At 59.6% G+C, this 25,806-nt stretch carries 23 protein-coding genes and 3 tRNA genes; 16 read left to right on the top strand and 10 right to left on the bottom strand.

From position 1 onward, the window contains the following. The first annotated feature begins 3 nt into the window (after window positions 1–3). On the top strand, window positions 4–1,338 hold the full coding sequence (locus ACOI6Z_RS05850) for an MFS transporter (RefSeq protein ID WP_044524489.1): 1,335 nt from the start codon (window positions 4–6) through the stop codon (window positions 1,336–1,338). A 39-nt stretch (window positions 1,339–1,377) separates the two neighbouring features. On the opposite strand, the gene ACOI6Z_RS05845 is transcribed toward ACOI6Z_RS05850, so the two are convergent. Further along, on the bottom strand, window positions 1,378–2,094 hold the full coding sequence (locus ACOI6Z_RS05845; protein WP_065812321.1) for an IclR family transcriptional regulator: 717 nt from the start codon (window positions 2,092–2,094) through the stop codon (window positions 1,378–1,380). A gap of 166 nt (window positions 2,095–2,260) precedes the next feature. Between ACOI6Z_RS05845 and ACOI6Z_RS05840 the strand changes: the two genes are divergently transcribed. Together ACOI6Z_RS05840 and ACOI6Z_RS05835 are read left to right on the top strand one after the other, a co-directional pair. Further along, window positions 2,261–2,956 carry a diguanylate cyclase gene (locus ACOI6Z_RS05840; protein ID WP_032453868.1) on the top strand — a complete coding sequence of 232 codons (696 nt, stop codon included), beginning with the start codon at window positions 2,261–2,263 and terminating at the stop codon, window positions 2,954–2,956. Then, window positions 2,953–3,900 (top strand): hydroxyacid dehydrogenase, encoded by a 948-nt coding sequence (locus ACOI6Z_RS05835; RefSeq protein WP_065812320.1) that lies wholly within the window; start codon window positions 2,953–2,955, stop codon window positions 3,898–3,900. The genes ACOI6Z_RS05840 and ACOI6Z_RS05835 overlap by 4 nt, the downstream gene beginning before the upstream one ends. 1,850 nt (window positions 3,901–5,750) lie before the next feature. Here the strand turns inward: ACOI6Z_RS05835 and norW are convergent. Together norW and norV are read right to left on the bottom strand one after the other, a co-directional pair. Beyond that, on the bottom strand, window positions 5,751–6,887 hold the full coding sequence (gene norW, locus ACOI6Z_RS05830; RefSeq protein ID WP_064157683.1) for an NADH:flavorubredoxin reductase NorW: 1,137 nt from the start codon (window positions 6,885–6,887) through the stop codon (window positions 5,751–5,753). Beyond that, on the bottom strand, window positions 6,884–8,332 hold the full coding sequence (norV, locus tag ACOI6Z_RS05825) for an anaerobic nitric oxide reductase flavorubredoxin (protein WP_023290776.1): 1,449 nt from the start codon (window positions 8,330–8,332) through the stop codon (window positions 6,884–6,886). Before norV ends, norW begins: the two co-directional genes overlap by 4 nt. Window positions 8,333–8,519: 187 nt before the next feature. Between norV and norR the strand changes: the two genes are divergently transcribed. Further along, a complete protein-coding gene (gene norR, locus ACOI6Z_RS05820; protein ID WP_065812319.1) occupies window positions 8,520–10,070 on the top strand; it encodes a nitric oxide reductase transcriptional regulator NorR in 1,551 nt (516 codons plus the stop codon). Here norR and gutQ read toward each other — a convergent pair. The 7 genes from gutQ to srlA form a co-directional block, all read right to left on the bottom strand. After that, the gene (gene gutQ, locus ACOI6Z_RS05815) at window positions 10,033–10,998 is read right to left on the bottom strand and encodes an arabinose-5-phosphate isomerase GutQ (protein WP_032453823.1); all 966 of its coding nucleotides are present in this window, start codon (window positions 10,996–10,998) and stop codon (window positions 10,033–10,035) included. The genes norR and gutQ overlap by 38 nt on opposite strands. Continuing rightward, entirely contained in the window at window positions 10,991–11,764 is a 774-nt protein-coding gene (gene srlR / locus ACOI6Z_RS05810; protein WP_004205671.1) for a glucitol operon DNA-binding transcriptional repressor SrlR, read from the bottom strand. The genes gutQ and srlR overlap by 8 nt, the downstream gene beginning before the upstream one ends. A gap of 66 nt (window positions 11,765–11,830) precedes the next feature. Next, window positions 11,831–12,190 carry a transcriptional regulator GutM gene (gene gutM / locus ACOI6Z_RS05805; protein ID WP_023290773.1) on the bottom strand — a complete coding sequence of 120 codons (360 nt, stop codon included), beginning with the start codon at window positions 12,188–12,190 and terminating at the stop codon, window positions 11,831–11,833. Window positions 12,191–12,347: 157 nt separating this feature from the next. Continuing rightward, the gene (gene srlD, locus ACOI6Z_RS05800) at window positions 12,348–13,127 is read right to left on the bottom strand and encodes a sorbitol-6-phosphate dehydrogenase (RefSeq protein WP_002914815.1); all 780 of its coding nucleotides are present in this window, start codon (window positions 13,125–13,127) and stop codon (window positions 12,348–12,350) included. 12 nt (window positions 13,128–13,139) lie between these two features. Next, complete coding sequence (srlB, locus tag ACOI6Z_RS05795; RefSeq protein ID WP_065812318.1) at window positions 13,140–13,502, bottom strand: PTS glucitol/sorbitol transporter subunit IIA; 363 nt, start codon at window positions 13,500–13,502, stop codon at window positions 13,140–13,142. Window positions 13,503–13,515: 13 nt separating this feature from the next. Next, window positions 13,516–14,496: a PTS glucitol/sorbitol transporter subunit IIB gene (srlE, locus tag ACOI6Z_RS05790; RefSeq protein ID WP_065812317.1), complete on the bottom strand. Its 981-nt coding sequence runs from the start codon at window positions 14,494–14,496 to the stop codon at window positions 13,516–13,518. Next, window positions 14,493–15,056 (bottom strand): PTS glucitol/sorbitol transporter subunit IIC, encoded by a 564-nt coding sequence (gene srlA / locus ACOI6Z_RS05785; protein WP_004205677.1) that lies wholly within the window; start codon window positions 15,054–15,056, stop codon window positions 14,493–14,495. Before srlA ends, srlE begins: the two co-directional genes overlap by 4 nt. Before the next feature lie 277 nt (window positions 15,057–15,333). On the opposite strand from srlA, the gene mltB reads away from it, so the two are divergent. From mltB to ACOI6Z_RS05725, 12 genes are all read left to right on the top strand, one after another. Beyond that, on the top strand, window positions 15,334–16,413 hold the full coding sequence (gene mltB, locus ACOI6Z_RS05780; protein ID WP_420687056.1) for a lytic murein transglycosylase B: 1,080 nt from the start codon (window positions 15,334–15,336) through the stop codon (window positions 16,411–16,413). Between the two features lie 325 nt (window positions 16,414–16,738). Then, window positions 16,739–17,449 (top strand): metal ABC transporter ATP-binding protein, encoded by a 711-nt coding sequence (locus tag ACOI6Z_RS05775; RefSeq protein WP_074423118.1) that lies wholly within the window; start codon window positions 16,739–16,741, stop codon window positions 17,447–17,449. Next, on the top strand, window positions 17,446–18,309 hold the full coding sequence (locus ACOI6Z_RS05770) for a metal ABC transporter permease (RefSeq protein ID WP_023290767.1): 864 nt from the start codon (window positions 17,446–17,448) through the stop codon (window positions 18,307–18,309). Before ACOI6Z_RS05775 ends, ACOI6Z_RS05770 begins: the two co-directional genes overlap by 4 nt. 7 nt (window positions 18,310–18,316) lie before the next feature. Continuing rightward, window positions 18,317–19,195: a metal ABC transporter substrate-binding protein gene (locus tag ACOI6Z_RS05765; protein WP_032453816.1), complete on the top strand. Its 879-nt coding sequence runs from the start codon at window positions 18,317–18,319 to the stop codon at window positions 19,193–19,195. Window positions 19,196–19,333: 138 nt separating this feature from the next. Beyond that, complete coding sequence (gene pncC, locus ACOI6Z_RS05760) at window positions 19,334–19,831, top strand: nicotinamide-nucleotide amidase (protein WP_032453814.1); 498 nt, start codon at window positions 19,334–19,336, stop codon at window positions 19,829–19,831. A gap of 90 nt (window positions 19,832–19,921) precedes the next feature. Continuing rightward, the gene (recA, locus tag ACOI6Z_RS05755; protein WP_004205686.1) at window positions 19,922–20,980 is read left to right on the top strand and encodes a recombinase RecA; all 1,059 of its coding nucleotides are present in this window, start codon (window positions 19,922–19,924) and stop codon (window positions 20,978–20,980) included. A gap of 70 nt (window positions 20,981–21,050) precedes the next feature. Further along, a complete protein-coding gene (gene recX, locus ACOI6Z_RS05750; RefSeq protein ID WP_044524464.1) occupies window positions 21,051–21,551 on the top strand; it encodes a recombination regulator RecX in 501 nt (166 codons plus the stop codon). Window positions 21,552–21,801: 250 nt separating this feature from the next. After that, entirely contained in the window at window positions 21,802–24,429 is a 2,628-nt protein-coding gene (gene alaS / locus ACOI6Z_RS05745) for an alanine--tRNA ligase (protein ID WP_032453813.1), read from the top strand. 363 nt (window positions 24,430–24,792) lie between these two features. Next, window positions 24,793–24,978: a carbon storage regulator CsrA gene (csrA, locus tag ACOI6Z_RS05740; protein WP_000906486.1), complete on the top strand. Its 186-nt coding sequence runs from the start codon at window positions 24,793–24,795 to the stop codon at window positions 24,976–24,978. A 321-nt stretch (window positions 24,979–25,299) separates the two neighbouring features. Further along, window positions 25,300–25,392, top strand: a tRNA-Ser gene (locus tag ACOI6Z_RS05735). Window positions 25,393–25,396: 4 nt separating this feature from the next. Continuing rightward, a tRNA-Arg gene (locus ACOI6Z_RS05730) sits at window positions 25,397–25,473 on the top strand. A gap of 150 nt (window positions 25,474–25,623) precedes the next feature. Further along, window positions 25,624–25,700 (top strand) — tRNA-Arg (locus tag ACOI6Z_RS05725). Window positions 25,701–25,806 lie beyond the last annotated feature (106 nt).

Genomic DNA, 25,806 nt, shown 5'->3' with positions numbered 1-25,806 from the left:
ACCATGACCGATCAATTACCGCCCCGCGCGAGCGATAACGACGCGCTGGAAAAAGAAACCATGCGACGGGTTATCTGGCGCATCCTGCCTTTCCTGGTGGTGAGCTACCTGGTATCGATTATTGACCGCGGCAACATAGGCATGGCGGCGCTGCAGATGAATCAGGATCTGGGCCTGAGTAAGGCGGCTTTCGGCTTCGCCAGCAGCTTGTATTTTGTGGCCTACTTTATCTTTGAAGTACCCAGCAACCTGGCGATGCAGAAGGTGGGGGCACGATTGTGGATCCCGCGCATTATGATCAGCTGGGGAGTGGTATCGATGTGTATGGCGCTGGTGCAAAATACCACCTCCCTTTACATCGTACGCTTTTTGCTGGGAGCTGCCGAAGCGGGCTTTTTCCCGGGCGTGGTGCTCTATCTTACCTGGTGGATCCCGTCGCGCTACCGGGCGCGGATCATCGCCTCGTTTATGGTGGCCATTCCGCTGGCTAACTTTATCGGTTCCCCGCTTTCCGGGTTGATACTGATGATGGATGGGTGGTTAGGCCTGCGCGGCTGGCATCTGTTATTCATTATTGAAGGGCTGCCGGCGGTCCTGCTGGGGATAGCCGCGTTTTTCATCTTGCGGGACCGTCCACACCAGGCTGGCTGGTTAAACGATCGTCAGAAAGCATGGCTGGAAAACACGCTTCAGGCGGAGCGCCAACAGCAGAAACAGATCGGCCACACCTCCACCTGGCAACTGTTGAAGCATCGTCAAATCTGGCTCATGGCGCTGATTTACGCCGGCGCCTCTTCTGCCGGCACGACCCTTAGCGTCTGGTCTCCCCAGCTGCTGAAGTCGTTCCATCTGGATAACCTGACCACCGGGCTGCTTAATGCCATCCCCTATGGTCTGGCCTCGGTGCTGATGATTGTCTGGGGGCGCAGTTCGGATCGAAGTAATGAACGCCGCTGGCACACGGCGCTCACCCTCTTTATGATCGCGGGCGGCGTGTTTGCGGCGTTTATCAATCTGTCGCTGCCGGCCACCATTGCGATCCTCAGCACCATTCTGATTGGCGCTTATGCGATGAAGGGGCCCTTCTGGGCGCTGGCGTCGGGCTGGATGAGCAGCACCTCAGCCGCCGCCGGGCTGGCGGCCATCGGGGCGATCGCCAACCTGATTGGCGGCGCGGTGATGGTGAATGCCTACGGCATGATTAGCGAACGGACAGGAAGCCATACGCTGGCGATGCTCCCGCTGGCAGGCTTGTGTCTGGCAGGCGGCATTGCGGTGCTGGCCATGGGGCGCCGTTACTCGCAGACGGCCAGGCAGGAAAAACAGATGACCCATTAATAAGCAAAGGCGGGATTTTTCCCGCCTTCTCAGCAAAGCTTACTCTTTCACACCGTAAAACGTTTCGCAGAATGTCTTACTGGCGCCTAGCTTGAGCGACAGGCGGTTGGCCGTCTCCTGCATGAGCTGGCTGATGCCGCTCGCTTTACGATCTTCCGTCAGACGCGATGCCGGCCCGGTCAGGGCCAGCGCCGCGATCAGTTTATCGTGGACGCCAAACACTGGCATGGCGAAGGCCGCGGTGTGCGGGTCGCGCGCGCCGGAGGTATAGAACGGCAGCGTCGGTTCGTCTTCCGGCAACGATTCACCCAATCCCCAGCGGCGTAAAACCTTACTGATAGCGGAACCATCCAGCGGGAACTGGCTGCCAGGCAGGTTGCTGTGGCGCAATCCCTGGGAGGCTTCGGCGCGGAACAGGCACAGGCGTTGCCCCCCCTCAATCACATACCAGCTTGCGCTTTCGCTGGAGGCCTTTGACAGCGCCTGCAATTCCGGCTGTACCACTCTGGCAAGTTCAAATGATTGCTCATAGAGCTTGCCAAGATAGAGCAGACGGTGGCCGAGCGTATAGGTGCCATCGTCGTGCCGGATGATGTAGTTCATTCGCTCAAGCGAATTCATCAGGCGATAAACGGTTGTTTTGTGATATCCCGAAAGCTGGGCCAGCTCCGTTAACGTCAGACTGTCATTACCGGGACGGAAGCAATCAAGTAAAGCCAGCGCCTTTTCAACGGCAATTACGCCTTCATTCCCCATCATGTTCTCCTTTTTGCCGAACAAAATTGTACCTGAATTTTGTGAGTAACTTCGTGTTTACATCACAAACAACTTCGCAACACTGGCGAAAAGCGAAGCAATGCACGTATAGTTGTTTTATATAGTACACATGAGTTGTATCTAGTAAAACAAATGGAGAGTCACCATGCCTGCTTCGCAACAGAAACTCATCAATTTCGCTATTGCGCGTGTTACCGCGGAAGAAGTCCGTCAGGCCGCCGAATTTCAGGCCGCCATTCTGGCTGACGTGGCCGGACGCCGTGGCACATTACATGGCCGCATCAAGCCGCTGGCGCCGCATATGGCGGTCGCCGGGCCGGCGATTACCGTCGAGGTCCGCCCGGGGGATAACCTGGCTATTCACGCCGCAATGGCCGTCGCTAAACCTGGCGATGTATTAGTGATCGACGGGAAAGGCGATCTCTCCTGCGCGCTGCTGGGGGAGATCATGGCCACGCAGGCGCAGGCCAGCGGTATCGCCGGGATCGTTATCGATGGCGCCGTTCGCGATGCGGAGACCTTAAGCAAACAACGCTTCCCGGTGTTCGCTGCCGGCCTGAACCCGTGCGGCCCGACCAAGTTCATACCTGGCCGGGTCAATCATGCCATTTCGGTCGGCGGCGCCGCGGTGCAGGCGGGGGACTTAGTGGTCGGGGATATTGACGGCGTGGTCGTTATCCCACGCGAGGAAGTCCGCACCATCATCGAACTGGCGAAAGGCAAACTGGAGATGGAAGCAAAACGTCTGGTTGCTATCCGCGATGGCGATCTACGTCCGCACTGGCTGGAGGGCGCCCTGCGTCAGGCGGGGATGCTGAGCGAAGGGGAGACGCTGCCATGAGTGCTAAAAACGTGGTACTGATTACCGGCAGCGATTTGGCTGACGCGGCGCTGGGGATGCTGGAAGATTACGAACTTGTCTTTGCCGGCCGCCAGCCTACAGAGGCCCAGCTGATCGCTCTGTGCCAGCAGCACAATCCCGTCGCGATCCTGGTGCGCTATGGCCACATTACTGCCGCCGTTATGGATGCGGCCCCGGCATTGAAGGTGATTGCCAAACATGGCAGCGGCATTGATGTTATTGACGCCGAGGCGGCTGCCGCGCGCGGCATTCTGGTTCGCGCAGCGATCGGGGCGAATGCCGCCGCGGTGTCCGAACATACCTGGGCGTTAATTTTGGCCTGTGCTAAGTCGGTCATTCTGCTCGACCGCCGCCTGCGTGAAGGGCACTGGGATAAATCCACGCATAAATCGCTTGAGCTTGAGGGCAGAACGCTGGGACTCATCGGCCTGGGCGCCATTGGCAGCCGGGTGGCGAAGATTGCCTGTGCCTTTGGTATGAAGGTTCTGGCTTACGATCCCTATGCGAAAGCGGTCCCGCCGGGATGTGAACGTGTTGCTGAACTTAACGATCTGCTCAGGCAGGCCGATGTGCTGTCCCTTCATTGCCCCTTGACGCAACAAAACAGGGGAATGATCAATGCCGCCACGCTGGCGCAGTGTAAGCCGGGCGCCATCCTGGTCAATACCGCGCGCGGCGGGTTGATTGACGATGCGGCGCTGGCCGCGGCATTAAAAGCGGGGACCTTGCGCTGGGCGGCGCTCGACAGCTTTAACAGTGAACCATTAACCACGCCCCACATCTGGCAGGCGATCGATAATGTGATTCTGTCTCCGCATGTGGGCGGCGTAAGCGATGCCTCTTACGTGAAAATGGGGACCGCTGCCGCGACCAATATTCTGCAGGCGCTGCAGGAGTCGGCTCAGACAGAAACAACGTATTAAGTGTTAATCGAACTTGCGCTTCCGGTTAATTATTTTGCCCTGATGAGCTTACGGGCGGCATCCGCAGGCCGGGTAAGCGTAGCGCCACCCGGCAAACTAACCGTGCAACAGGGTCGCCTGGGAGGTGAGCAATGCTTGCCCGGCGGCGCTGCGCTTGCGCGGGCCTACCGTATCTGGGCTTACGGGCTACATCCGTAGGCCGGGTAAGTGTAGCGCCACCCGGCAAAATGGCGGCGCAACAGGGATGCGTGTATTGCAGATACGGTTATTGGATTGCCATTTTCTCACTCCGGCAAAAAGCGTCTGTCGCGTGTGATTTCAGCGTACATTGCGCTCCCGGTTAATTTTCTACGTTATGTCTCTTACGGCGCAGGGAGCGCACAGGGGGCGGCCAGTCGCCGCCGCCCCCTGTACCCCCGGGCTCCGGCCAGCAAAATCGCCGCTACGCGGTACCTTCGACTTATCCCTTCAGGCTTCGGGTCGGGCCGAGGCAGCGTCCGTGCAAAACACGGCCCTCAGCCCGCATCCATGCGGGCTGCCCCGGCCTTCCGGGAACGTCTCAGCGATTTTGAGGCCGTCAGCACAGGCAGTTTCAGCAACCATGGCGAATATATTAACGACAGGTCGCACGAACCCTGCAGGTCGGGTAAGGCGCAGCGCCACCCGGCAAAATGGCGGTGCAACAGGGTTGCCTGGAAGGTAATGAACGCGTGCCCGGCGGCGCTGCGCTTGCGCGGGCCTACCGTATCTGGGCTTACGGGCTACATCCGTAGGCCGGGTAAGTGTAGCGCCACCCGGCAAAATGGCGGCGCAACAGGGATGCGTGTGTTGCCGATACGGTTATTGGATTGCCATTTTCTCACTCCGGCAAAAAGCGTCTGTCGCGTGTGATTTCAGCGTACATTGCGCTCCCGGTTAATCGTCTGCGTTATGCCTGGCATGGCGCAGGGAGCGCACAGGGGGCGGCCAGTCGCCGCCGCCCCCTGTACCCCCGGGCTCCGGCCAGCAAAATCGCCACTGCGTGGTCCCTTCGACTTATCCCTGCAGGCTTCGGGTCGGGCCGAGGCAGCGTCCGTGCAAAACACGGCCCTCAGCCCGCATCCATGCGGGCTGCCCCGGCCTTCCGGGAACGTCTCAGCGATTTTGAGGCCGTCAGCACCGGCAGTTTCAGCAACCATGGCGAATATATTAACGACAGGTCGCACGAACCCTGTAGGCCGGGTAAGGCGCAGCCGCCACCCGGCAAACTAACCGTGCAACAGGGTTGCCTGGGAGGTAATGAACGCGTGCCCGGCGGCGCTGCGCTTGCGCGGGCCTACCGTATCTGAGCTTACGGGCTACATCCGTAGGCCGGGTAAGCGTAGCGCCACCCGGCAAACTGGCGGCGCAACAGGGATGCGTGTATTGCAGATACGGTTATTGGATTGCCATTTTCTCACTCCGGCAAAAAGCGTCTGTCGCGTGTGATTTCAGCGTACATTGCGCTCCCGGTTAATTTTCTGCGTTATGTCTCTTACGGCGCAGGGAGCGCACAGGGGGCGGCCAGTCGCCGCCGCCCCCTGTACCCCCGGGCTCCGGCCAGCAAAATCGCCGCTATGCGGTACCTTCGACTTATCCCTGCAGGCTTCGGGTCGGGCCGAGGCAGCGTCCGTGCAAAACACGGCCCTCAGCCCGCATCCATGCGGGCTGCCCCGGCCTTCCGGGAACGTCTCAGCGATTTTGAGGCCGTCAGCACCGGCAGTTTCAGCAACCATGGCGAATATAATAACGACAGGTCGCACGATCCGTAGGCCGGGTAAGGCGCAGCCGCCACCCGGCAAACTCACGGCAAAACAGGGCTGCCTGGAAGGTCATTCACTCACCAGCTGTTTGAGCAGCGCGAAGGCGTCTTTCATCTTGTCTTCGCTGACCACAAAGGCGCGCAGTTGATTCGCCGCATCAAGCCCTTTCGCCACCAGCCCCTCTTTGGCGGCTACGATGTTCCACGTCAGATCCTCGCGGCGGGTGTCGCCGGCCAGATGCAGCGGCAGATCCGGGGTCTTCACCTTCACCAGCATTGGCGGCAGCTTGAGTTCGCCTGCCTGCGCCAGCAGGTTTTTACTCAGGCACATGGCGCTGAGCAAAATCGGCTGCAGGAACGGCAGTACCGTACCGTTGATTTCCGCACAGTCGCCGAGGGCGTAAATCGCCGGGTCGCTGGTTTGCAGCTGGCTATTGACCACCACGCCGCGGTTAATCTGCAGTCCGGCATGGCGCGCCAGCGAGGTTTCCGGGCGCAGGCCGGCGGCGGCCACCACCGCATCGACGGTTATCGCGCGCTGGCGGTCGAGACTGACGCGGATGCCGTCGGCGGTGTGTTCAAGCCCTTCCAGCTGCGTTTTTAACATCAGATGGACGCCCATCCCGGTGAGGCGATGCTGCAGACGGCTGCTGACCTCCGGCGGCATCAGCGCCGCCAGCACGCTGGCGGCATTATCGACCACCGTTACCGCTTTACCGGCGCGACAGAAATCCATCGCCAGCTCGCAGCCAATCAGGCCGCCGCCGACGATCAGCACCCGCCTGGCGTCGCGGAGCTGGCTCTGCGCCGCGCCATATTCGCGCTGGCTGTTCAGCGTTAGTATCAGCTCGCGGCCCGGCACCGGGGGGATAAACGGCGTGGCGCCGGTGGCCAGCACCAGTTTGTCGTAGCGCCACTGCTTATCCAGGCTTTTCACCCGATGGTTTTCAGCGTCGATATCGCTCACCCAGGTATGGGGAAACAAGCGCAGGTGGTACTGTTCGGCGAACTCGCCGGCGCTTTGCAGAGTCAGATCGTCGGCGTGCTGTCCGCGGCTGATGACGTGGCTGAGATCGGGCTTGTTATACTCATCCATGCTGTCGGCGGCGATGAGGGTCAGCGAGATCTCGGCATCCTGCTTACGAATATTTTTCACCAGCTGGCGGGCCGCGAAGCCCGAGCCGATGATGACGATGCCATCACTCATTTTGCCTCCGTCGCCAGAACATCAAACACATCTTTACCCAGCGAACATTCAGGGCAGAGGAAGTTATCCGGCACGTCGCTCCACGGCGTACCCGGCTGCACATCCTGGTTAGGTTCGCCCTTCGCCGGGTCATACACCCACTGGCAGACGCTGCACTGCATCATGGGACCGAGATCGGCGGCCGCGGCGGCGGCACAGGCGCACTCCTGTTGTTCCGGCGTGACTGTCGCTTCAGCAACCGGCAGTGGAGCGAGCGCCCACTGGCGGGCGATGTCGCGCCCGTGTTGGCGGCACAGTTCGAGCGCGTCGATATCCGGGCGCCATTTGGCCTTCAGACTCAGGGACATTTCAAACCCGGCATCCTGCAGGCGGGTGGACAGACGGTCTACCGCGCCGCCGCTCCAGCCGTGGGAGCCAAAGGCGCTGGCGCGTTTGTTGCGAAAACGCAGCCCGGTCATCTCTTCCACCAGCCCGGCAATTTTCGGCATCATGACGTTGTTCATGGTGGAGGTGCCCACCAGCACGCCTTTTGAGCGGAAAACGTTGGTCAGAATGTCGTTTTTGTCGCTGCGGGCGACGTTAAAGATTTTCACCGCCACCCGTGGGTCGACCTCGGTGATCCCCTGGGCAATGGCGTCCGCCATCATGCGGGTGTTGTTGGACATGGTGTCGTAGAAAATCGTGATGCGATCTTCCTGATAATCCGCCGCCCATTCGAGGTATTTCTCGACGATTTGCGTCGGGTTATCGCGCCAGACCACGCCGTGGGAGGTGGCAATCATCGCTACCGGCAGGTTGAAGCCGAGAATTTCGTTAATTTTCGGCGTCACCAGGCGGCTGAAGGGCGTCAGGATGTTGGCGTAGTAGCGCTGGCACTGTTCGTACAGTTCAGTCTGGTCCACTTCATCGTTGAACAGATGTTCGTCGCAGTAGTGCTGGCCGAAGGCGTCATTGCTGAACAGCACCGCGTCGCCGGTCAGGTAAGTCATCATGCTGTCCGGCCAGTGCAGCATTGGCGTTTCCACGAAGATCAACTGCTTACCATTGCCGATATCGAGGGTGTCGCCCGTTTTCACCACGTGGAAGTTCCACTCCGGATGGTGGTGATGGCCGTTGATGGAGTCGATGGCGTTGGCGGTGCAGTAGATCGGCGTATCCGGGATCTGCATCATCAGCTCAGTCAACGCGCCGGCGTGGTCCTCTTCGGCGTGGTTAATAACGATGTAGTCGAGGTCGGCGAGGTCGATTTCGCGGCGCAGATTCTGCACGAACTCGCGGCTGAATTTATGATCGACGGTATCGATCAGCACGTTTTTCTCTTCGCGGATGAGATAGCTGTTATAGCTGCTGCCGCGCAGCGTTTTATATTCGGTGCCGTGGAAATCACGCACTTCCCAGTCACGTTGGCCAACCCAAAGAATGTTATTTTTCACCACAATAGACATAGCAACCTCAATTAATACAGTGTGTTCAAAGTCAGTTGATTGATGTATTACAAGTTGCGTGCCAGTTTTTTAACTTATTGAATAAAATCATTTTTTAAATTTTCATGATTTTAGTTGCTGTCAAAATGACAATGATTAAAATAGTCGATATGACTATATTGGCTGTCAAAATGACAATGGAGCGATGATGAGTTTTTCCGTCGAGGCGCTGGCGAGAATCGCCATTGATTTACACAGCGATATCGGCCACGTCGACCGCTTTTCGCGCCTGATCGCCACCCTGCGGCAGATCCTTGGCTGCGACGCCTCGGCGCTGCTGCGCTATGAGGCCCATCAGTTTGTGCCGCTGGCGATCGATGGTCTGGCGCAGGATGTGCTTGGCCGGCGCTTTGCACTGGATGGGCATCCGCGGCTGGAGGCGATCGCCCGCGCCGGCGATGTGGTGCGCTTCCCGGCGGACAGCGACCTGCCGGACCCCTATGACGGCCTGATCCCCGGCCAGGAGAGCCTCAAGGTTCACGCCTGCGTGGGGTTGCCGCTGTTTGCCGGGCAAACGCTGATCGGCGCGCTAACTCTTGACGGCATGGATGCCGACCGCTTCGACAGCTTCAGCGATGAAGAGCTGCGACTGATTGCCGCGCTGGTGGCCGGGGCGCTGAATAACGCGCTGCTTATCGCCCGCCTTGAAGCGCAAAACGTCCTGCCCGCGCAGGTGGTGAATTACCCGCAGCCGGAGCGTCAGGAGATCATCGGCCTGTCGGCGCCGATGCTGCAGCTGAAAAAAGAGATCGAGATTGTCGCCGCCTCGGATTTGAACGTGCTGATCAGCGGCGAAACGGGGACCGGTAAGGAGCTGGTGGCGAAGGCGGTGCATCAGGGATCGCCGCGTGCGGCTAACCCGCTGGTGTACCTCAACTGCGCGGCGCTGCCGGAGAGCGTGGCGGAGAGCGAGCTGTTCGGTCACGTGAAAGGGGCGTTTACCGGGGCTATCAGCAATCGCAGCGGCAAATTTGAGATGGCCGATAACGGCACGCTGTTCCTCGACGAAATCGGCGAGCTGTCGCTGGCGCTGCAGGCGAAGCTGCTGCGCGTCCTGCAGTATGGCGATATTCAGCGTGTCGGCGATGACCGCAGCCTGCGGGTAGATGTGCGGGTGCTGGCGGCCACCAACCGCGATCTGCGCCAGGAGGTGGTGGAAGGGCGCTTTCGCACCGACCTCTATCACCGGCTGAGCGTCTTCCCGCTGTCGGTTCCGGCGCTGCGCGAGCGGGAAAATGACGTGGTGCTGCTGGCTGGCTATTTTTGCGAGCAGTGCCGCCTGCGGATGGGGCTGGCGCGGGTAATTTTAAGTGAGGCAACGCGAAACAGGCTGCAGCAGTGGTCGTGGCCGGGCAACGTGCGCGAACTGGAGCATGCCATTCACCGCGCGGTGGTGCTGGCGCGGGCTACTCAGGCTGGCGATGACATAGTACTGGAGCCGCAGCATTTCGAGTTTACGGCGACTGCGCCGACGTTGCCGACCGAGGCGGCGGCAGCGGCGCCGGCAATGGGCAACGTGAATCTGCGCGAAGCCACGGATAATTTCCAGCGCGAGGCGATTGCCCGCGCGCTGGCGGCACATCAGGGCAACTGGGCGGCGACCGCCCGCGCGCTGGAACTCGACGTCGCCAACCTGCACCGGCTGGCGAAACGTCTGGGGCTTAAAGGATCCCGGCCTGGTAAAAGTTCTGCAGGTTGATGGCGCCGACCAGTTGGCCGTTTTCATCGACTACCGGCGCGGCGCTGATTTTGTGCTTCATCAGCCGCTCTTTGGCTTCCACCGCGCGGCTCTCCGCCTGTAGCGTCACGCCGTTGCGGGTCATCGCCTGCGCGACGCCGTCGTTTAAGGTGCCGCCGCCCACCAGCCAGCGGCGCAGGTCGCCGTCGGTGAAGACCCCCTGCACGCGGTTGGCCTCATCGCAGACCGCCACCAGGCCGAGCCCGGTGCGGCTTAGCTCGAGCATTGCGTTCATGACGTTGGCGTCCGTGCCGACGCGCGGCACTTCGTCGTCGCGGCGCATCAGGTGATGCACTTTGTTCAGCAGACGCGCGCCGAGCGCCCCTGCCGGGTGGGAGCGGGCAAAATCCTCTTCATTGAAGCCGCGGGCTTGCATGACCGCCATCGCCAGCGCATCGCCAAGCATCAGGGTGTTGACGGTGCTGGAGGTCGGCGCCAGGTGCATCGGACAGGCCTCTCGCTCGACGGCGATATCCAGCACCGCTTTCGCCGCCAGCGCCAGCGGCGAGGTGGATTTGCCGGTCATCGCCAGCAGCGGGATACCTTTTTCCTCCAGCCGCGGCACGATCAGATCCAGCTCTTTCGCGCTGCCGGAGTAGGAGATAAACAGCATCACGTCGCGGCCGTCGAGCATGCCAAGATCGCCGTGCAGCGCTTCCGCCGGATGGACAAAAAAGGCCGGGGTGCCGGTGCTGGCGAAAGTCGCCGCCAGCTTTTTGCCGATATGACCGGATTTACCGATACCGGAGACAATCAGTTTGCCCTCGCAGTGGATGATGGTTTCCGCCGCGCGGATGAAGTCGTCGCCCAGGCGTTCCGGCAGGCGGCTCGCCTCCTGTAGCTCCAGCATCAGGGTCTGGCGTCCGGCCTCTAACAAAAAGTTACTCATGATGTTCTCCAGTAATGATGACTTCTATGCCTTTGGCTTCCAGCGCCCGCTGGAAGGCAGGGTCAATATCGGCATCGGTAATCAATTTATCCACGCGCTCCAGGCCGCAGACGATATTGGGGCTTTTACGGCCAAACTTTGACGAGTCGGCCATCAGGATCACTTCGCGGGCGGCGTTGCACATCGCCTTGCTGACGGTATACACCTCATTGAAGGTGGTGACGCCGGCGTTCAGATCGATGCCGTCGGTGCCCATAAACAGCTTGTCGAAACTGAACTGTTCGAAAGCGTTTTCCGCCAGCTGGCCGTGAAAGGAGGCCGATTTTTTGCGGAAGGTGCCGCCGGGCATCAGGATAGTCTGTTCATTATCCAGTTCGGCAAGGGCGTTGACGATATGCAGGCTGTTGGTCATCACCGTGATGTTATTGAAGCGGCTGAGCAGTGGGACCATCTGCAGCACCGTGCTGCCGGCATCAAGGATGAGGGAGTCGCCATCATGAATAAAGCGCACCGCCGCTTCGGCGATGCGCGCTTTCTTATGGGTGTTGATCAGCGTTTTATGATCGATCGGCGGATCGGCTTCATCTTTGTTGAGTACCACGCCACCGTAGGTGCGAATGACGGTGCCGGCGTTTTCCAGCGTGACCAGATCCTTGCGGATGGTGGTGCCGGTAGTATCGAAGTGTTGCGCCAGCTCTTCGACCGAGCATTTTCCCTGCGACTGCAGGAACTCGAGAATGGCTGCCTGGCGCTGACGTGGTTTCATAGGCGTCTATCCTGCGTTTAAGTTTCGAAGTGATAATTTCGCAAGATATTTACTTTTACAACGAAATTATCCATGTTTCGGATTAAGCGCTAATGATAGTGCATTCTGACAGCGCGGATCATGGGGAAAGATCACATCAGGCTGCAATTCCCCGATATGTTTGCCGTCCAGCGCGGGGATTTTTTGCGGTCGGGCGAAAATGGTGAAGCCTTTCATCAGCAGCGTGTCGCAAATGCGGTTGTCATCATCAACGGCGATAGCGACGATGGCGCGCGGTTGAAAGCGCCCGGCGGAGCGGCCGACCCCCACCCGACCCTGCTGGCACAGGCTGTCGAAGGCGCGATTGAAGCGGCGGATCTGCCAGCCGCCGAAGGCCAGTTGGGTAAGCCAGGCGATGGCGGCGACGGTGATGAGTGCGGTAACCATAGGTGTCTCCTTAAGGGGGCCGGGAACAACCCGGGTCGCGGCGCGAGCGCCTAACCCGAGCGACCCGCGGCGCCGTATTTTTGTCGGGTGGCGGCTAACGCCTTATCCGACCTACCGTTTTGTAGCCCGGATAAGCGCGGCGCCATCCGGGATCCCTTTAAAACATCACCTGGCCGCCGGTAACGTTGATCGACTGACCGGTGCAGTATGACGCCTGCGGGCTGGCGTAAAACATCAGGACGTTCAGCACATCCTGATATTCGCAACCGCGCTTCAGGGGCACCTTGTCGATGTAGTACTGCTCGACCTCGCTCTCATCGATACCGAGCTTGGTGGCGTACTGCGGCAGCAGCGACTGGAACATCGGCGACTTCAGCAGATTACCGAGCATCAGTGAGTGTACGGTAATGCCGTACTCCGCCAGATCCAGCGCCAGCGACTGGGTCAGGCCGACGCCGCCGAACTTCGCCGCGCTGTAGCCGGAGTTGTGCTTGCTGCCCACTTTGCCGGATTTCGAGTTGATCTGAATGATGCGTCCCTTAATGCCGTCGCGGATCATCAGCCGGGAAAACTCGCGGGCGCAGAGGAAGTAGCCCACCAGATTGACCTGCAGCGAGCGGTCGAAATCCCCCAGCGCAAAGTCGCTAATAAACGCCGCTTTAGCGATGCCGGCGCTGTACACCAGCAGGTCGACACGCGAGAAAATCTCATCCACTCCGTGGGCCAGCGCGGTGACGCTGGCCTCGCTGGTGGCGTCGGCGCCGAAGCCATACGCCATGCCTTCGCCATATTCAGCGTTAATCTCCTGGGCGACGCGGCTGGCTTTTTCGCTCTGAATATCGACCACCGCCACGCGGTAGCCCTCGGCGGCCAGCCCGCGGCACAGAAACTCTCCTAAGGTTTGTCCACCGCCAATGACAACAGCAACCTGATTCATCTTTCTCTCCTGTTAAGCAACAAATTTCAGTACGCAGCCGGTGGCGATGCCTTCCGGCACCGGGCCCGCGACGTGCACGGTTCCGGGGAATTCCGCTTCGCGGTGACCATCAAAGCGCAGGGTGATGTGGCCCAGCTCGCGCAGGTTTTGTTCGGCGACCTCGCCGACGGCGGTCACCGGGTAGCGCAGCTCGCCAAGCTGCAGCTCTGCGCCCGGCTGCAGCGCGCCGGCAAGCTCGCCGTGGTTGTGAATAAAGCAGTACGCTTCGATATCCGCCGGGGCGCCTTCGCGGAAGGTGATCAGCATCTGCTCCTCCAGCGCCATCGTCGCGCTGGCGCCGATATGGGTAATGGTGGTCTGGTAAATCACGGTCATCTTCAGGCACCTCTTATTGATAAATAAATCCGGAAACGAACCACGCGATCAGCACCGTTGGCGCGCCGGTCAGGAAGCGGCTGACCAGCACCGACGGCACGCCGACGCGCACGGTATCCTGGCGGGCTTCAGCCAGCGACAGGCCTACCGGGATAAAATCGCAGGCGGCCTGGGCGTTAATGGCGAACAGCGCCGGCAGGGCGAGGTGCGGGGGAATATTGCCGAGGCCGATCTGAACGCCGATCAGTACGCCAATCACCTGGGCGATAACCGCGCCGGGGCCGAGAAATGGCGACAGCAGCGGGAAGGAGCAGATCAGCGCCAGGGTCACCAGACCCAGCGGATGGCTGGCCAGCGGCGCCAGGCCATGGGCGATCCAGTCGCCGATGCCGGAGGCCATGATGATGCCGATCAGCGCCGAGACGAAGGCCATAAACGGCAGAATGGTCTTCAGCACCGTATCGATGGTGTCGCGCCCGGCCTGGAACAGCACCGCCACCACCGAGCCCATCCCCATCCCGACCTTCGCCAGCAGGCCATCGCTCTGTTCAGTGATCTTTTTGCTGGCGTCGTAATCGCGACTCGCGCGGTTGTTCTCCGCCGGCGGCTCGGGAGCTACCGCGCTGTCGGTCGCGATGCGCTGAATGTTCTCCTCTTTGACGCCGGAGACGTAGATATCTTCTGTGATGTATTGGGCCAGCGGCCCTGATTTGCCGGTGGCATGGATATTCACCGTCGGGATACGACGCTTGGGGTAGAGCCCGCAGCGCAGGGTGCCTCCGCAGTCGATAATCGCCACGCCGATGTCGCTTTCCGCCGGTTCGCCCTCTTTAAAACCGTCCACCGCCTGCCAGCCGGTCAGGCTGGCGATGCGGTCAACGATCGCCGGGCGGGTGCCGGCGGTGATATAGACGATCTTTTTGCCCTCGACGACGTCGAGCTCAAGGGGGCCGCCCCAGCCGCCGGTACCTTTCTCAATACGAATCCGGGTCATGATGTCGCTCCTGACAGATGCACTTTCTGAGCCAGCTGAATCGCCATTTTTCGTTCGAAAATCGAGGTGGTCAGGTCGGTGACCCAGCCGCGGAAGAAGTTGGTCACCAGCCCGACCAGCAGATAGCTCACCGCCAGCGGCCCAAGCGGCAGGCCGAGGGTGGTGAGGCCGTTGGCGATGCCGAGATAGACGAACAGCTCGCCGGGGTTGATATGCGGAAACAGACCGTTCATCGAGTGGCAGCTGTAGGACGCCGCCGCGTAATAGCTGGGCTTGTACTTCTCTGGCATAAAGCGGCCCAGGCTCAGGGTCATCGGGTTACAAAACACAAAGGTGCCGATGCAGGGCAACAGCAGGTAGCGGGAGATCGGGTTCCCGGCGCAGCGCTGCGCCAGTTTTTCGATCCGCTGCTGGCCGATAAAGTTGATCAGCGCGTTCATGATCACCAGCAGACTGATCAGCAAGGGGAGGATCCCGGTCACCATTCCGGTAAATACCTCGCCGCCTTTCTGAAACAGGCCGATAAACCACTCTGCGCCGTGGGTCACGACGTCAATCATTGTTCTCTCCTTCAGCATGTTATTTTTCTTGCTAACTGCAGGCTGATTTTAATCACTTTGAAAGGTTTTAAAGTGTTAAATAGATCTCAAAATGAAAGATAAATATTTTATCTCGAAAGATTGACGCTGAGAGGATGAAATCACGAGGCGCATGACAGCATCCAGGAAGGGGGGCGGTGAAGGACTATTTTGTCTACAAACAGATTGTCGCTTTCTTGTTGGTCGTCGCATGCTTTACCATAATTATCCCTTGCTGAATTTGTTAAACGGAATTCCCATGTTGAAGCGTCGCTCTCTGGCTGTACTTCCCCTTTGTGTGCTCCTCGTTGCCTGCAGCAGCAAACCCAAGACTCCCGCGGAAACGGAGATGGCGAGTGGAACCGGCGGCTTTTTGCTGGAACCGCAGCATAACGTGATGCAGATGGGCGGCGACTTCGCCAACAACCCGGCAGCGGCGCAGTTCATCGATAAGATGGTGGCGAAGCACGGCTTCGACAGGCAGCAGCTGCAGGAGATCCTGTCGCAGGCGAAGCGTCTGGACTACGTTCTGCGGCTGATGGATCGTCAGGCGCCGACCGGCCTGCCGCCGACCGGGCCGACCGGCGCCTGGCTGCGCTACAAGAAACAGTTTATTACCCCGGATAACGTGCAGAACGGCGTGGTGTTCTGGAATCAGTATCGGGACGCGCTCAACCGCGCTTATCAGGTCTACGGCGTACCGCCGGAAATCATTGTCGGCATTATCGGCGTGGAGACCCGTTGGGGCCGGGTGATGGGCAAAACCCGCATCCTCGACGCGCTGGCGACCCTGTCGTTTAACTATCCGCGCCGTGCAGAATACTTCTCCTCCGAGCTGGAAACCTTCCTGCTGATGGCGCGCAGCGAAAGCGACGACCCGCTGGATCTGAAAGGCTCTTTCGCCGGGGCGATGGGTTATGGCCAGTTTATGCCGTCCTCCTATAAGCAATACGCGGTGGACTTTAACGGCGACGGCCATATCAACCTGTGGGACCCGGTGGATGCGATCGGCAGCGTGGCCAATTACTTCAAACAGCACGGCTGGGTGAGCGGCGATCTGGTGGCGGTGCAGGCGCTGGGCCAGGCGCCGGGGCTGGAGAATGGTTTCAAAACCAAATACAGCGTTTCGCAGCTGTCGGCGGCGGGATTAACCCCGACCCAGCCGCTGGGCAACCATCAGCAGGCCAGCCTGCTGCGCCTGGACGTCGGCACCGGCTATGAGTATTGGTACGGGTTGCCGAACTTCTACACCATCACCCGCTACAACCACAGCACCCACTACGCCATGGCCGTCTGGCAGCTTGGCCTGGCGGTTTCTCAGGCCCGCGGCGGTTATTAATACTGTCATCCGGCTGACCGATCCCGAGCCTCCCCGGATAGCGGCGCGTAGCACCTTATCCGGGCTACGGTCTGTTATCCGGCTGGCAGCCCCGGTAAGCGCAGCGCGACCGGGGGACTTCTCGCTTATCCTCCTGCTTTTTCCCGTTTGCCTGCCGCTTGTCGACCTTTGTTACATTTCCGCTCACCGACGCTGATTTACAATCTTATTTCGCCTCTGTATTGTTATGTTATAACATTAAATGGGGGTGGAATATGTTCACATCGGTTTTTATGGCATCCGGCGCGGCGCGCCTGGCCATCGCGGGAACGCTACTGACGGCGCTATGGCTGGCGACCTGGTGGGCGGTGACGCTGCCATGATTGAACTGGAACAACTGGTAACCGGCTATGGCGGGGTGGCGATCACCCCGCCGCTGAGCGGGATGATATGCCCCGGCAGCCTGACGGCAATCGTTGGCCTCAATGGCTGCGGAAAATCGACCCTGTTGAAAACCCTCGCCGGGTTTCTTCCGCCGGTCAGTGGCTGTCTGCGCTGGCAGGGAAAGCGGCCGGTGATTGGCTGGCTGGCGCAGCGCCATGCCCTCGAGTCGCAGTTTCCTCTCAATGTGCAGGATGTGGTGAGTCAGGGCGCATGGCCCGGCGTGTCGCTGCTGCGCGGTCTGGGCGGCGATACCCGGCGACGCATCGGCGCGGCGCTGGCGCGGGTCGGGCTGGCGAGCCTGGCGAAAACCCCGATCGAAGCGCTCTCCGGCGGTCAGTTTCAGCGCATGCTGTTTGCCCGGGTGCTGGTGCAGCAGGCGCCGCTGGTGATGCTCGACGAGCCCTTCACCGGCATTGATGAAGCGACCAGTCGCGAACTGATGGATTTGATCCTCGACATGCACCGGCAGGGGCAGACCATCCTGGCGGTGCTGCATGATAACCAGCGGGTAGCCGACTTTTTCCCGGAGACGCTGCTGCTGACCCCCCGGCGCGCCTGCTGGGGCGCCACCCGGGCGGTTCTCCCGGCCTTCAGCCAGGCGAGGTCGGCATGATCTGGCACACCTTCTTTCAGCCTTTTATTGAATTCGGCTTTATGCGCCGGGCGCTGGTGGTCTGTCTGGCGCTGTCGCTAAGCACCACCATGCTGGGCGTCTTCCTGCTGCTGCGGCGCATGAGCCTGATGGGCGACGCGCTGTCGCACGCCATTCTCCCCGGCGTGGCGGTGGGCTATCTGCTGAGCGGCATGTCGCTGCTGGCCATGACCCTGGGCGGCTTTGTTGCCGGCATCGCGGTCGCGCTGGTGGCGGGATGGGTGAGCCGGCGGACGCCGTTAAAAGAGGACGCCAGCTTTGCCGGATTTTATCTGGGATCGCTGGCGCTGGGCGTCACCCTGGTGTCGCTGCGCGGCTCCAGCGTCGACCTGCTGCATCTGCTGTTTGGCTCCATTCTGGCGGTGGACCGTGACGCGGCGCTGTTTGTCAGCGGCGTCGCCAGCCTGACGCTGCTGTGCATCGCGCTGTGCTACCGCGGTCTGGTCAGCGAGGCGTTCGACAGCGCCTGGCTGCAGGTGAACCACCGCCGGCTGCCCGCGCTGCTGCATGGGCTTTTTCTGGCGCTGCTGGTGCTTAACCTGGTGGCGGGGTTTCAGGTGCTCGGCACGCTGATGGCGGTAGGGGTGATGATGCTGCCGGCGGTCGCCGCGCGCTGCTGGGCGCGAACGCTGCCGGGCATCCTGCTGCTGGCGGCGCTCTCCGGCGCGCTCTGCGCCTGGCTGGGTTTGAGTCTCTCCTGGGCGGCCAGTCTTCCCGCCGGGCCCGCCATCGTGCTGACCGCCAGCGCGCTGTTTTTTATTTCGCTGTTTTTTGGCACGCGCAGCCGGCTGCTGGTCGGCTGGCGCAAATTGATGGGGTAAGGAAATGATGAAACGTAGTGCAATAGTGGTCGCGCTGGCCTTCGGCCTGATGGCGCAGGGGGCGATGGCGAAAACGCTGAATGTGGTAAGCAGTTTTTCGGTGCTGGGTGATATGGTGCAGCAGGTCGGCGGGGAGCATGTTCATGTGGATACCCTGGTCGGCCCGGATGGCGATCCGCACACCTTCGAGCCGTCGCCGAAGGACAGCGCGCTGCTCAGCAAGGCCGACGTGGTGGTGGTTAACGGTCTGGGACTGGAAGGGTGGCTGGATCGCCTGATTAAGGCCTCTGGTTTTAAGGGCGAGCTGGTGGTGGCGTCGAAGGGCGTCAAGACCCATACCCTTGATGAAGATGGCAAAACGGTGACCGATCCCCACGCCTGGAACAGCGCGGCGAACGGCGCGTTGTATGCGCAGAATATCCTCGATGGACTGGTGAAAGCCGACCCGGAAGATCAAGCGGCGCTGACGAACAGCGGCAAGCGTTATATCGAGCAACTGACGGCCCTCGACGGCTGGGCGAAAGGGCAGTTCAGCGCCATTCCGCAGGCAAAGCGCAAAGTTCTCACCAGCCATGACGCCTTCGGCTATTTTGGCCGCGCTTATCACGTGACCTTCCTCGCGCCGCAGGGGCTCTCTTCAGAGAGCGAGGCCAGCGCGGCGCAGGTGGCGGCGCTGATTAAGCAAATCAACGCGGACGGCGTCCATACCTGGTTTATGGAGAACCAGCTTGACCCGCGACTGGTGAAGCAGATCGCCAGCGCCACCGGCGCGCAGCCCGGCGGAGAACTCTATCCTGAGGCGCTCTCCGCTCCGGGTGGCGTCGCGGATAGCTATGTCAAAATGATGCGTCATAACGTAGCGCTGATCGCCGCCAGCATGAAGTAGTCGTGCGATTTCTCATCCCGGCGCCGCCGGGATGATTCATTTTGGATGTCCCCTCGTAAATTCCACACCTCGTCCCCATATCTCTGTGGAAAGTGCTATCTTTGATGGCCTCTTTATCCGGAGCAAAGCGGGGCGATAATGACCGATTCAGAATTAATGCAGCTAAGCGAGAAGGTCGGCCGGGCGCTGAAGGCGCAGGGCGCGACGGTGACCACGGCGGAATCCTGCACCGGCGGCTGGATAGCGAAAGCCATCACCGATATTGCCGGCAGCTCAGCGTGGTTTGAACGCGGTTTTGTGACCTACAGCAACGAGGCCAAATCGCAAATGATCGGCGTCAGCGAAGCGACGCTGCGGGACAACGGCGCGGTGAGCGAACCGGTGGTGGTGGAGATGGCGATCGGCGCGTTGCGCGCCGCGCGCGCGGACTATGCCATCTCGGTAAGCGGCGTCGCCGGGCCGGATGGCGGCAGCGACGAAAAGCCGGTCGGGACGGTGTGGTTTGGCGTCGCCAGCGTCAGCGGGCAAGGGGTGACGCGGCGGGAATGCTTTGCCGGAGACCGCGAAGCGGTGCGTCGTCAGGCGACGGCCTACGCGCTCAATCTGCTCTGGCAACAATTTCTACAAAAGACTTGATACTGTATGACTATACAGTATAATTGCCTCAACTGAACAAATATTAACGGCGAAGCGAACAGGCTTCACCCTGCATGATTAGGAGTAACAATGGCGATCGACGAAAACAAACAGAAAGCGTTGGCGGCTGCACTGGGCCAGATCGAAAAGCAATTCGGTAAAGGCTCCATCATGCGCCTGGGTGAAGACCGTTCTATGGACGTAGAAACCATCTCCACCGGCTCGCTTTCTCTGGATATCGCGCTGGGCGCCGGCGGTCTGCCAATGGGCCGTATCGTCGAGATCTACGGGCCGGAATCCTCCGGTAAAACCACCCTGACGCTGCAGGTTATCGCCGCAGCGCAGCGCGAAGGTAAAACCTGTGCGTTCATCGATGCGGAACACGCGCTGGATCCGGTCTATGCGCGCAAACTGGGCGTGGATATCGACAACCTGCTGTGTTCTCAGCCGGATACCGGCGAGCAGGCGCTGGAAATCTGTGACGCGCTGGCGCGCTCCGGCGCGGTTGACGTTATCGTCGTCGACTCCGTCGCGGCGCTGACGCCGAAAGCGGAAATCGAAGGCGAAATCGGCGACTCTCACATGGGCCTCGCGGCGCGTATGATGAGCCAGGCGATGCGTAAACTGGCGGGTAACCTGAAGCAGTCCAACACGCTGCTGATCTTTATCAACCAGATCCGTATGAAAATCGGCGTGATGTTCGGTAACCCGGAAACCACCACCGGCGGTAACGCGCTGAAGTTCTACGCCTCCGTGCGTCTGGATATCCGTCGCATCGGCGCGGTGAAAGAGGGCGATAACGTCGTCGGCAGCGAAACCCGCGTCAAAGTAGTGAAGAACAAGATTGCGGCGCCGTTCAAACAGGCTGAATTCCAGATCCTCTACGGCGAAGGCATCAACTTCTTCGGCGAGCTGGTTGACCTCGGCGTGAAAGAGAAGCTGATTGAGAAAGCGGGCGCCTGGTACAGCTACAACGGCGACAAAATTGGTCAGGGGAAAGCGAACGCTATCACCTGGCTGAAAGAGAACCCGGCGGCGGCGAAAGAGATTGAGAAGAAAGTGCGCGAACTGCTGCTCAACAACCAGGACTCTACGCCGGACTTCGCCGTTGACGGCAACGACGCAGAAGAAACGGAACAAGATTTCTGATATCGTCTAACAGAGTGATAAAGGGCTGCTTATGCGGCCCTTTTGCTTTTCTTAGATTATTGAGGTGCCTGTGACTGAACCTTCATCACGCCGATCCGGCTATGCTCGTCTGCTGGACCGCGCTATCCGTATCCTGGCGATGCGCGACCACAGCGAACAGGAGCTGCGGCGCAAACTGGCCGCTCCGGTGATGAGCAAAAACGGCCCCGAGGCGCTGGACGTCACCCCTGAAGAGCTGGAGCAGGTGATGGCCTGGTGTATCGAAAACCGCTATCTCGACGATAATCGTTTTGTCGGCCAGTTCATCGCCAGCCGGAGCCGCAAAGGCTATGGCCCCGCGCGCATTCGTCAGGAGCTCAGCCAGAAAGGCATTGCGCGCCAGGCCGTTGAACAGGCGATGCGCGAATGCGATATCGACTGGGTGAGCCTTGCCAGGGCGCAGGCGCAGCGTAAATACGGTGAACCGTTACCATCCGCCTTTACTGAAAAAGTGAAAATCCAGCGATTCCTGCTGTACCGTGGCTACCTGATGGAAGATATCCAGGAAATCTGGCGAAATTTTGCAGATTGACCCATCCGGGATTTTACTTCGCCGTAAAGAAAACTTATCTTATTCCCACTTTATTCCGTCGGGCCGCTGGTTGTGACAGTGCAGGCAGCGTCCTGGGCGATTATTCCTTTACACAAAATCATTCAAGCTGCATCAGGGCGGCAAGAGAGACTATCTTCCGCAGCGCACGTCAGTTCGGTGCCGGAAGAGCAAGCGCAGCCAGGACAGAGGCGACTTGAAGGATGACGTGTAGCTTGATTTCAGGATAATTATGAGCAAGAGCACCGCTGAGATCCGTCAGGCGTTTCTCGACTTTTTCCATAGCAAGGGACATCAGGTAGTTGCCAGCAGCTCCCTGGTGCCGCACAACGATCCGACCCTGCTGTTTACCAACGCAGGGATGAACCAGTTCAAGGATGTCTTCCTTGGTCTCGACAAACGTAATTATTCGCGTGCGACCACCGCGCAGCGTTGCGTGCGTGCGGGTGGTAAACACAACGATCTGGAAAACGTCGGTTACACCGCGCGTCACCACACCTTCTTTGAAATGCTGGGCAACTTTAGCTTCGGCGACTACTTCAAGCAGGATGCCATCAAATACGCGTGGGAACTGCTGACCGGTGAGAACTGGTTCGCGCTGCCGAAAGAGAAGCTGTGGGTCACCGTTTACGAGACCGATGACGAAGCATTCGACATCTGGGCCAATGAAGTAGGCGTCCCGCGCGAGCGAATCATCCGCATCGGCGACAACAAAGGCGCGCCGTTTGCTTCAGACAACTTCTGGCAGATGGGCGACACCGGTCCGTGCGGCCCGTGCACCGAAATCTTCTTTGACCACGGCGATCACATCTGGGGCGGCCCTCCGGGAAGCCCGGAAGAAGACGGCGACCGCTACATTGAGATCTGGAACATCGTCTTCATGCAGTTCAACCGTCAGGCTGACGGCACCATGGAGCCGCTGCCGAAGCCGTCCGTCGACACCGGTATGGGCCTGGAGCGTATTGCCGCGGTGCTGCAGCACGTTAACTCCAACTATGACATCGACCTGTTCCGCGATCTGATCGCCAGCGTGGCGAAAGTCACCGGCGCCACCGATCTGACGAACAAGTCGCTGCGCGTAATCGCCGACCACATTCGCTCCTGCGCCTTCCTGATCGCTGACGGCGTTATCCCGTCGAATGAAAACCGCGGCTACGTGCTGCGTCGCATCATTCGCCGCGCGATCCGTCACGGCAACATGCTGGGCGCGAAGGACACCTTCTTCTGGAAACTGGTTGCCCCGCTGATTGCCGTGATGGGCTCCGCCGGCGAAGAGCTGAAGCAGCAGCAGGCTCAGGTTGAGCAGGTGCTGAAAACCGAAGAAGAGCAGTTCGCCCGTACTCTGGAGCGCGGACTGGCGCTGCTGGATGAAGAGCTGTCGAAGCTGAAAGGCGACACCCTGGATGGCGAAACCGCCTTCCGTCTGTACGACACCTACGGCTTCCCGGTCGACCTGACCGCGGACGTCTGCCGCGAGCGCAACATCAAGGTTGACGAAGCCGGCTTTGAGGCCGCCATGGAAGAGCAGCGCCGCCGCGCGCGCGAGTCCAGCGGTTTCGGCGCGGACTACAACGCGATGATCCGCGTTGACGGCGCCTCTGAATTTAAAGGTTACGATCGTCTGGAGCTGAACGGCAAAGTGACGGCGCTGTTTATCGACGGCAAAGCGGTGGATAGCGTCAGCGCGGGTCAGGAAGCCGTGGTGATCCTCGACCAGACCCCGTTCTATGCGGAGTCCGGCGGCCAGGTGGGCGATAAAGGCGAACTGAAAGGCGCGGGCTTCTCCTTCGCGGTCAGCGACACGCAGAAGTACGGCCAGGCCATTGGTCATATCGGTAAAGTCGCCAGCGGCTCCCTGAAAGTGGGCGACGCGGTGCAGGCCGATGTGGACGAGGCTCGCCGTCAGCGTATCCGTCTGAACCACTCCGCGACGCACCTGATGCACGCGGCGCTGCGCCAGGTGCTCGGCACCCATGTGGCGCAGAAAGGCTCGCTGGTCAACGATAAAGCGCTGCGCTTTGACTTCTCGCATTTCGAAGCGATGAAGCCGGAAGAGATTCGTGCAGTGGAAGATCTGGTCAACGCGCAGATCCGTCGTAACCTGGCTATCGAAACCAACATTATGGATATCGATGCCGCGCGCGCATCCGGCGCCATGGCGCTGTTCGGCGAGAAATACGATGACCGCGTCCGCGTGCTGCAGATGGGCGACTTCTCCACTGAACTGTGCGGCGGGACTCACGCGGCGCGTACCGGTGATATCGGCCTGTTCCGCATCACGTCTGAGTCCGGTACCGCCGCTGGCGTGCGCCGTATCGAAGCGGTGACCGGTGAGGGCGCGATAGCCATGCTGCACGCGCAGAGCGATCAGCTCAGCGATATCGCACAGCTGCTGAAGGGCGACAGCCACAATCTCGGCGAGAAAGTTCGCGCCGCGCTGGAGCGTACCCGACAGCTGGAAAAAGAGCTGCAGCAGCTGAAAGAGCAGGCTGCGGCGCAGGAGAGCGCAAACCTCTCCAGCAAAGCGGAAGAGATTAACGGCGTTAAGCTGCTGGTCAGCGAACTGGCCGGCGTGGAGCCGAAGATGCTGCGTACCATGGTTGACGACCTGAAGAACCAGCTGGGTTCGACGGTTGTGGTGTTGGCTACGGTCGCAGACGGTAAAGTTTCCCTGATTGCCGGTGTGTCTAAGGATGTGACAGATCGCGTGAAGGCAGGGGAGCTGGTTGGTATGGTCGCTCAGCAGGTGGGCGGTAAAGGGGGCGGTCGTCCGGATATGGCGCAGGCCGGTGGTACCGATGCGTCTGCTCTCCCTGCAGCGTTAGCCAGTGTGAAAGGCTGGGTCAGCGCAAAACTGTAATAACTATAAGCGCATATACCCTAAATAATTCGAGTTGCAGGAAGGCGGCGACGCAGCGAATCCCCGGGAGCTTACTCAAGTAAGTGACTGGGGGGAGCGAGGAAAGCCAACACACATGCAACCTGAAGTATGACGGGTATAGGTGCCGTAACCTCAGGGAAATGGCACCTTGCGCGAGAAACACCGATAACGATAAAGTCGGGTTGAAATTGTGTATATCGGCTAAACTTAGGTTTAACAGAATGTGATGCCATGACTGCTTATACCGTAAGGTATTTGTCATCGCTTACTTTTTGGCGTTATATGATGGATAATGCCGGGATACGAGAGACCCGACTCTTTTAATCTTTCAAGGAGCAAAGAATGCTGATTCTGACTCGTCGAGTTGGTGAGACCCTCATGATTGGAGATGAGGTCACTGTGACAGTTTTAGGGGTGAAGGGTAACCAGGTTCGTATTGGCGTAAACGCCCCTAAAGAAGTATCTGTTCACCGTGAAGAGATCTACCAGCGTATTCAGGCTGAAAAATCCCAGCAGTCCAGTTACTAAGGTTTCCGCGCCTCGCTGTTCAGTGAGGCGCATCACTTACCGCCGCTTTTTCTCTTTTTCTGTTTTTTCCCCTGCGCCATACCGCTTTTCATCACCCTTTGCTGCTTTGGTCGTTTGGCGTTATGCCTGCGTCAGGGCTGATTTCCTGTTGATAAATTGCCCTTTTTGCCGTTTTTGCACGCGAATTGCGTGCGAAGTGTGCAAACGAAAAAAGGTCTCGAAAAAGTGTTTGACTTATAAGTACCAGAAAGTAATATGTGCGCCATCGCAGCGACGAAGAGCAGAAACAAGTTCTTCGAAGCACTCGAAAGAGGCGTGTGTGGTGAGGTGGCCGAGAGGCTGAAGGCGCTCCCCTGCTAAGGGAGTATGCGGTCAAAAGCTGCATCCGGGGTTCGAATCCCCGCCTCACCGCCATTTTGCATCCGTAGCTCAGCTGGATAGAGTACTCGGCTACGAACCGAGCGGTCGGAGGTTCGAATCCTCCCGGATGCACCATCTTCTTTCTGAATGAAGAGAGAAGAGCGCTGTGAAAGCAGCGGCCCGCAGTGCGAGGCATAATCGAGTCACTCTACCGATTAGGCCGTCATACTCAGTGTGGCATGTGTTAGTTGTGACACTGACGCGTAGTAAAGCAAGTTTCCCGATGCATCCGTAGCTCAGCTGGATAGAGTACTCGGCTACGAACCGAGCGGTCGGAGGTTCGAATCCTCCCGGATGCACCATATTATCCTTAGTAACAGCAATATCGTTGTTACATGGTCTGCGAAATTTTCGCCAGCACCAGGGAGGATAACGTTGCGTAAGCAACGGCCCGTAGGGCGAGGCGTA

Source organism: Klebsiella sp. C239 (genome assembly GCF_048822715.1).
Classification (GTDB): domain Bacteria; phylum Pseudomonadota; class Gammaproteobacteria; order Enterobacterales; family Enterobacteriaceae; genus Klebsiella; species Klebsiella quasipneumoniae.
Note: the sequence above shows the minus strand (reverse complement) of the source record. Positions and strands in the feature narration are given on the sequence as shown.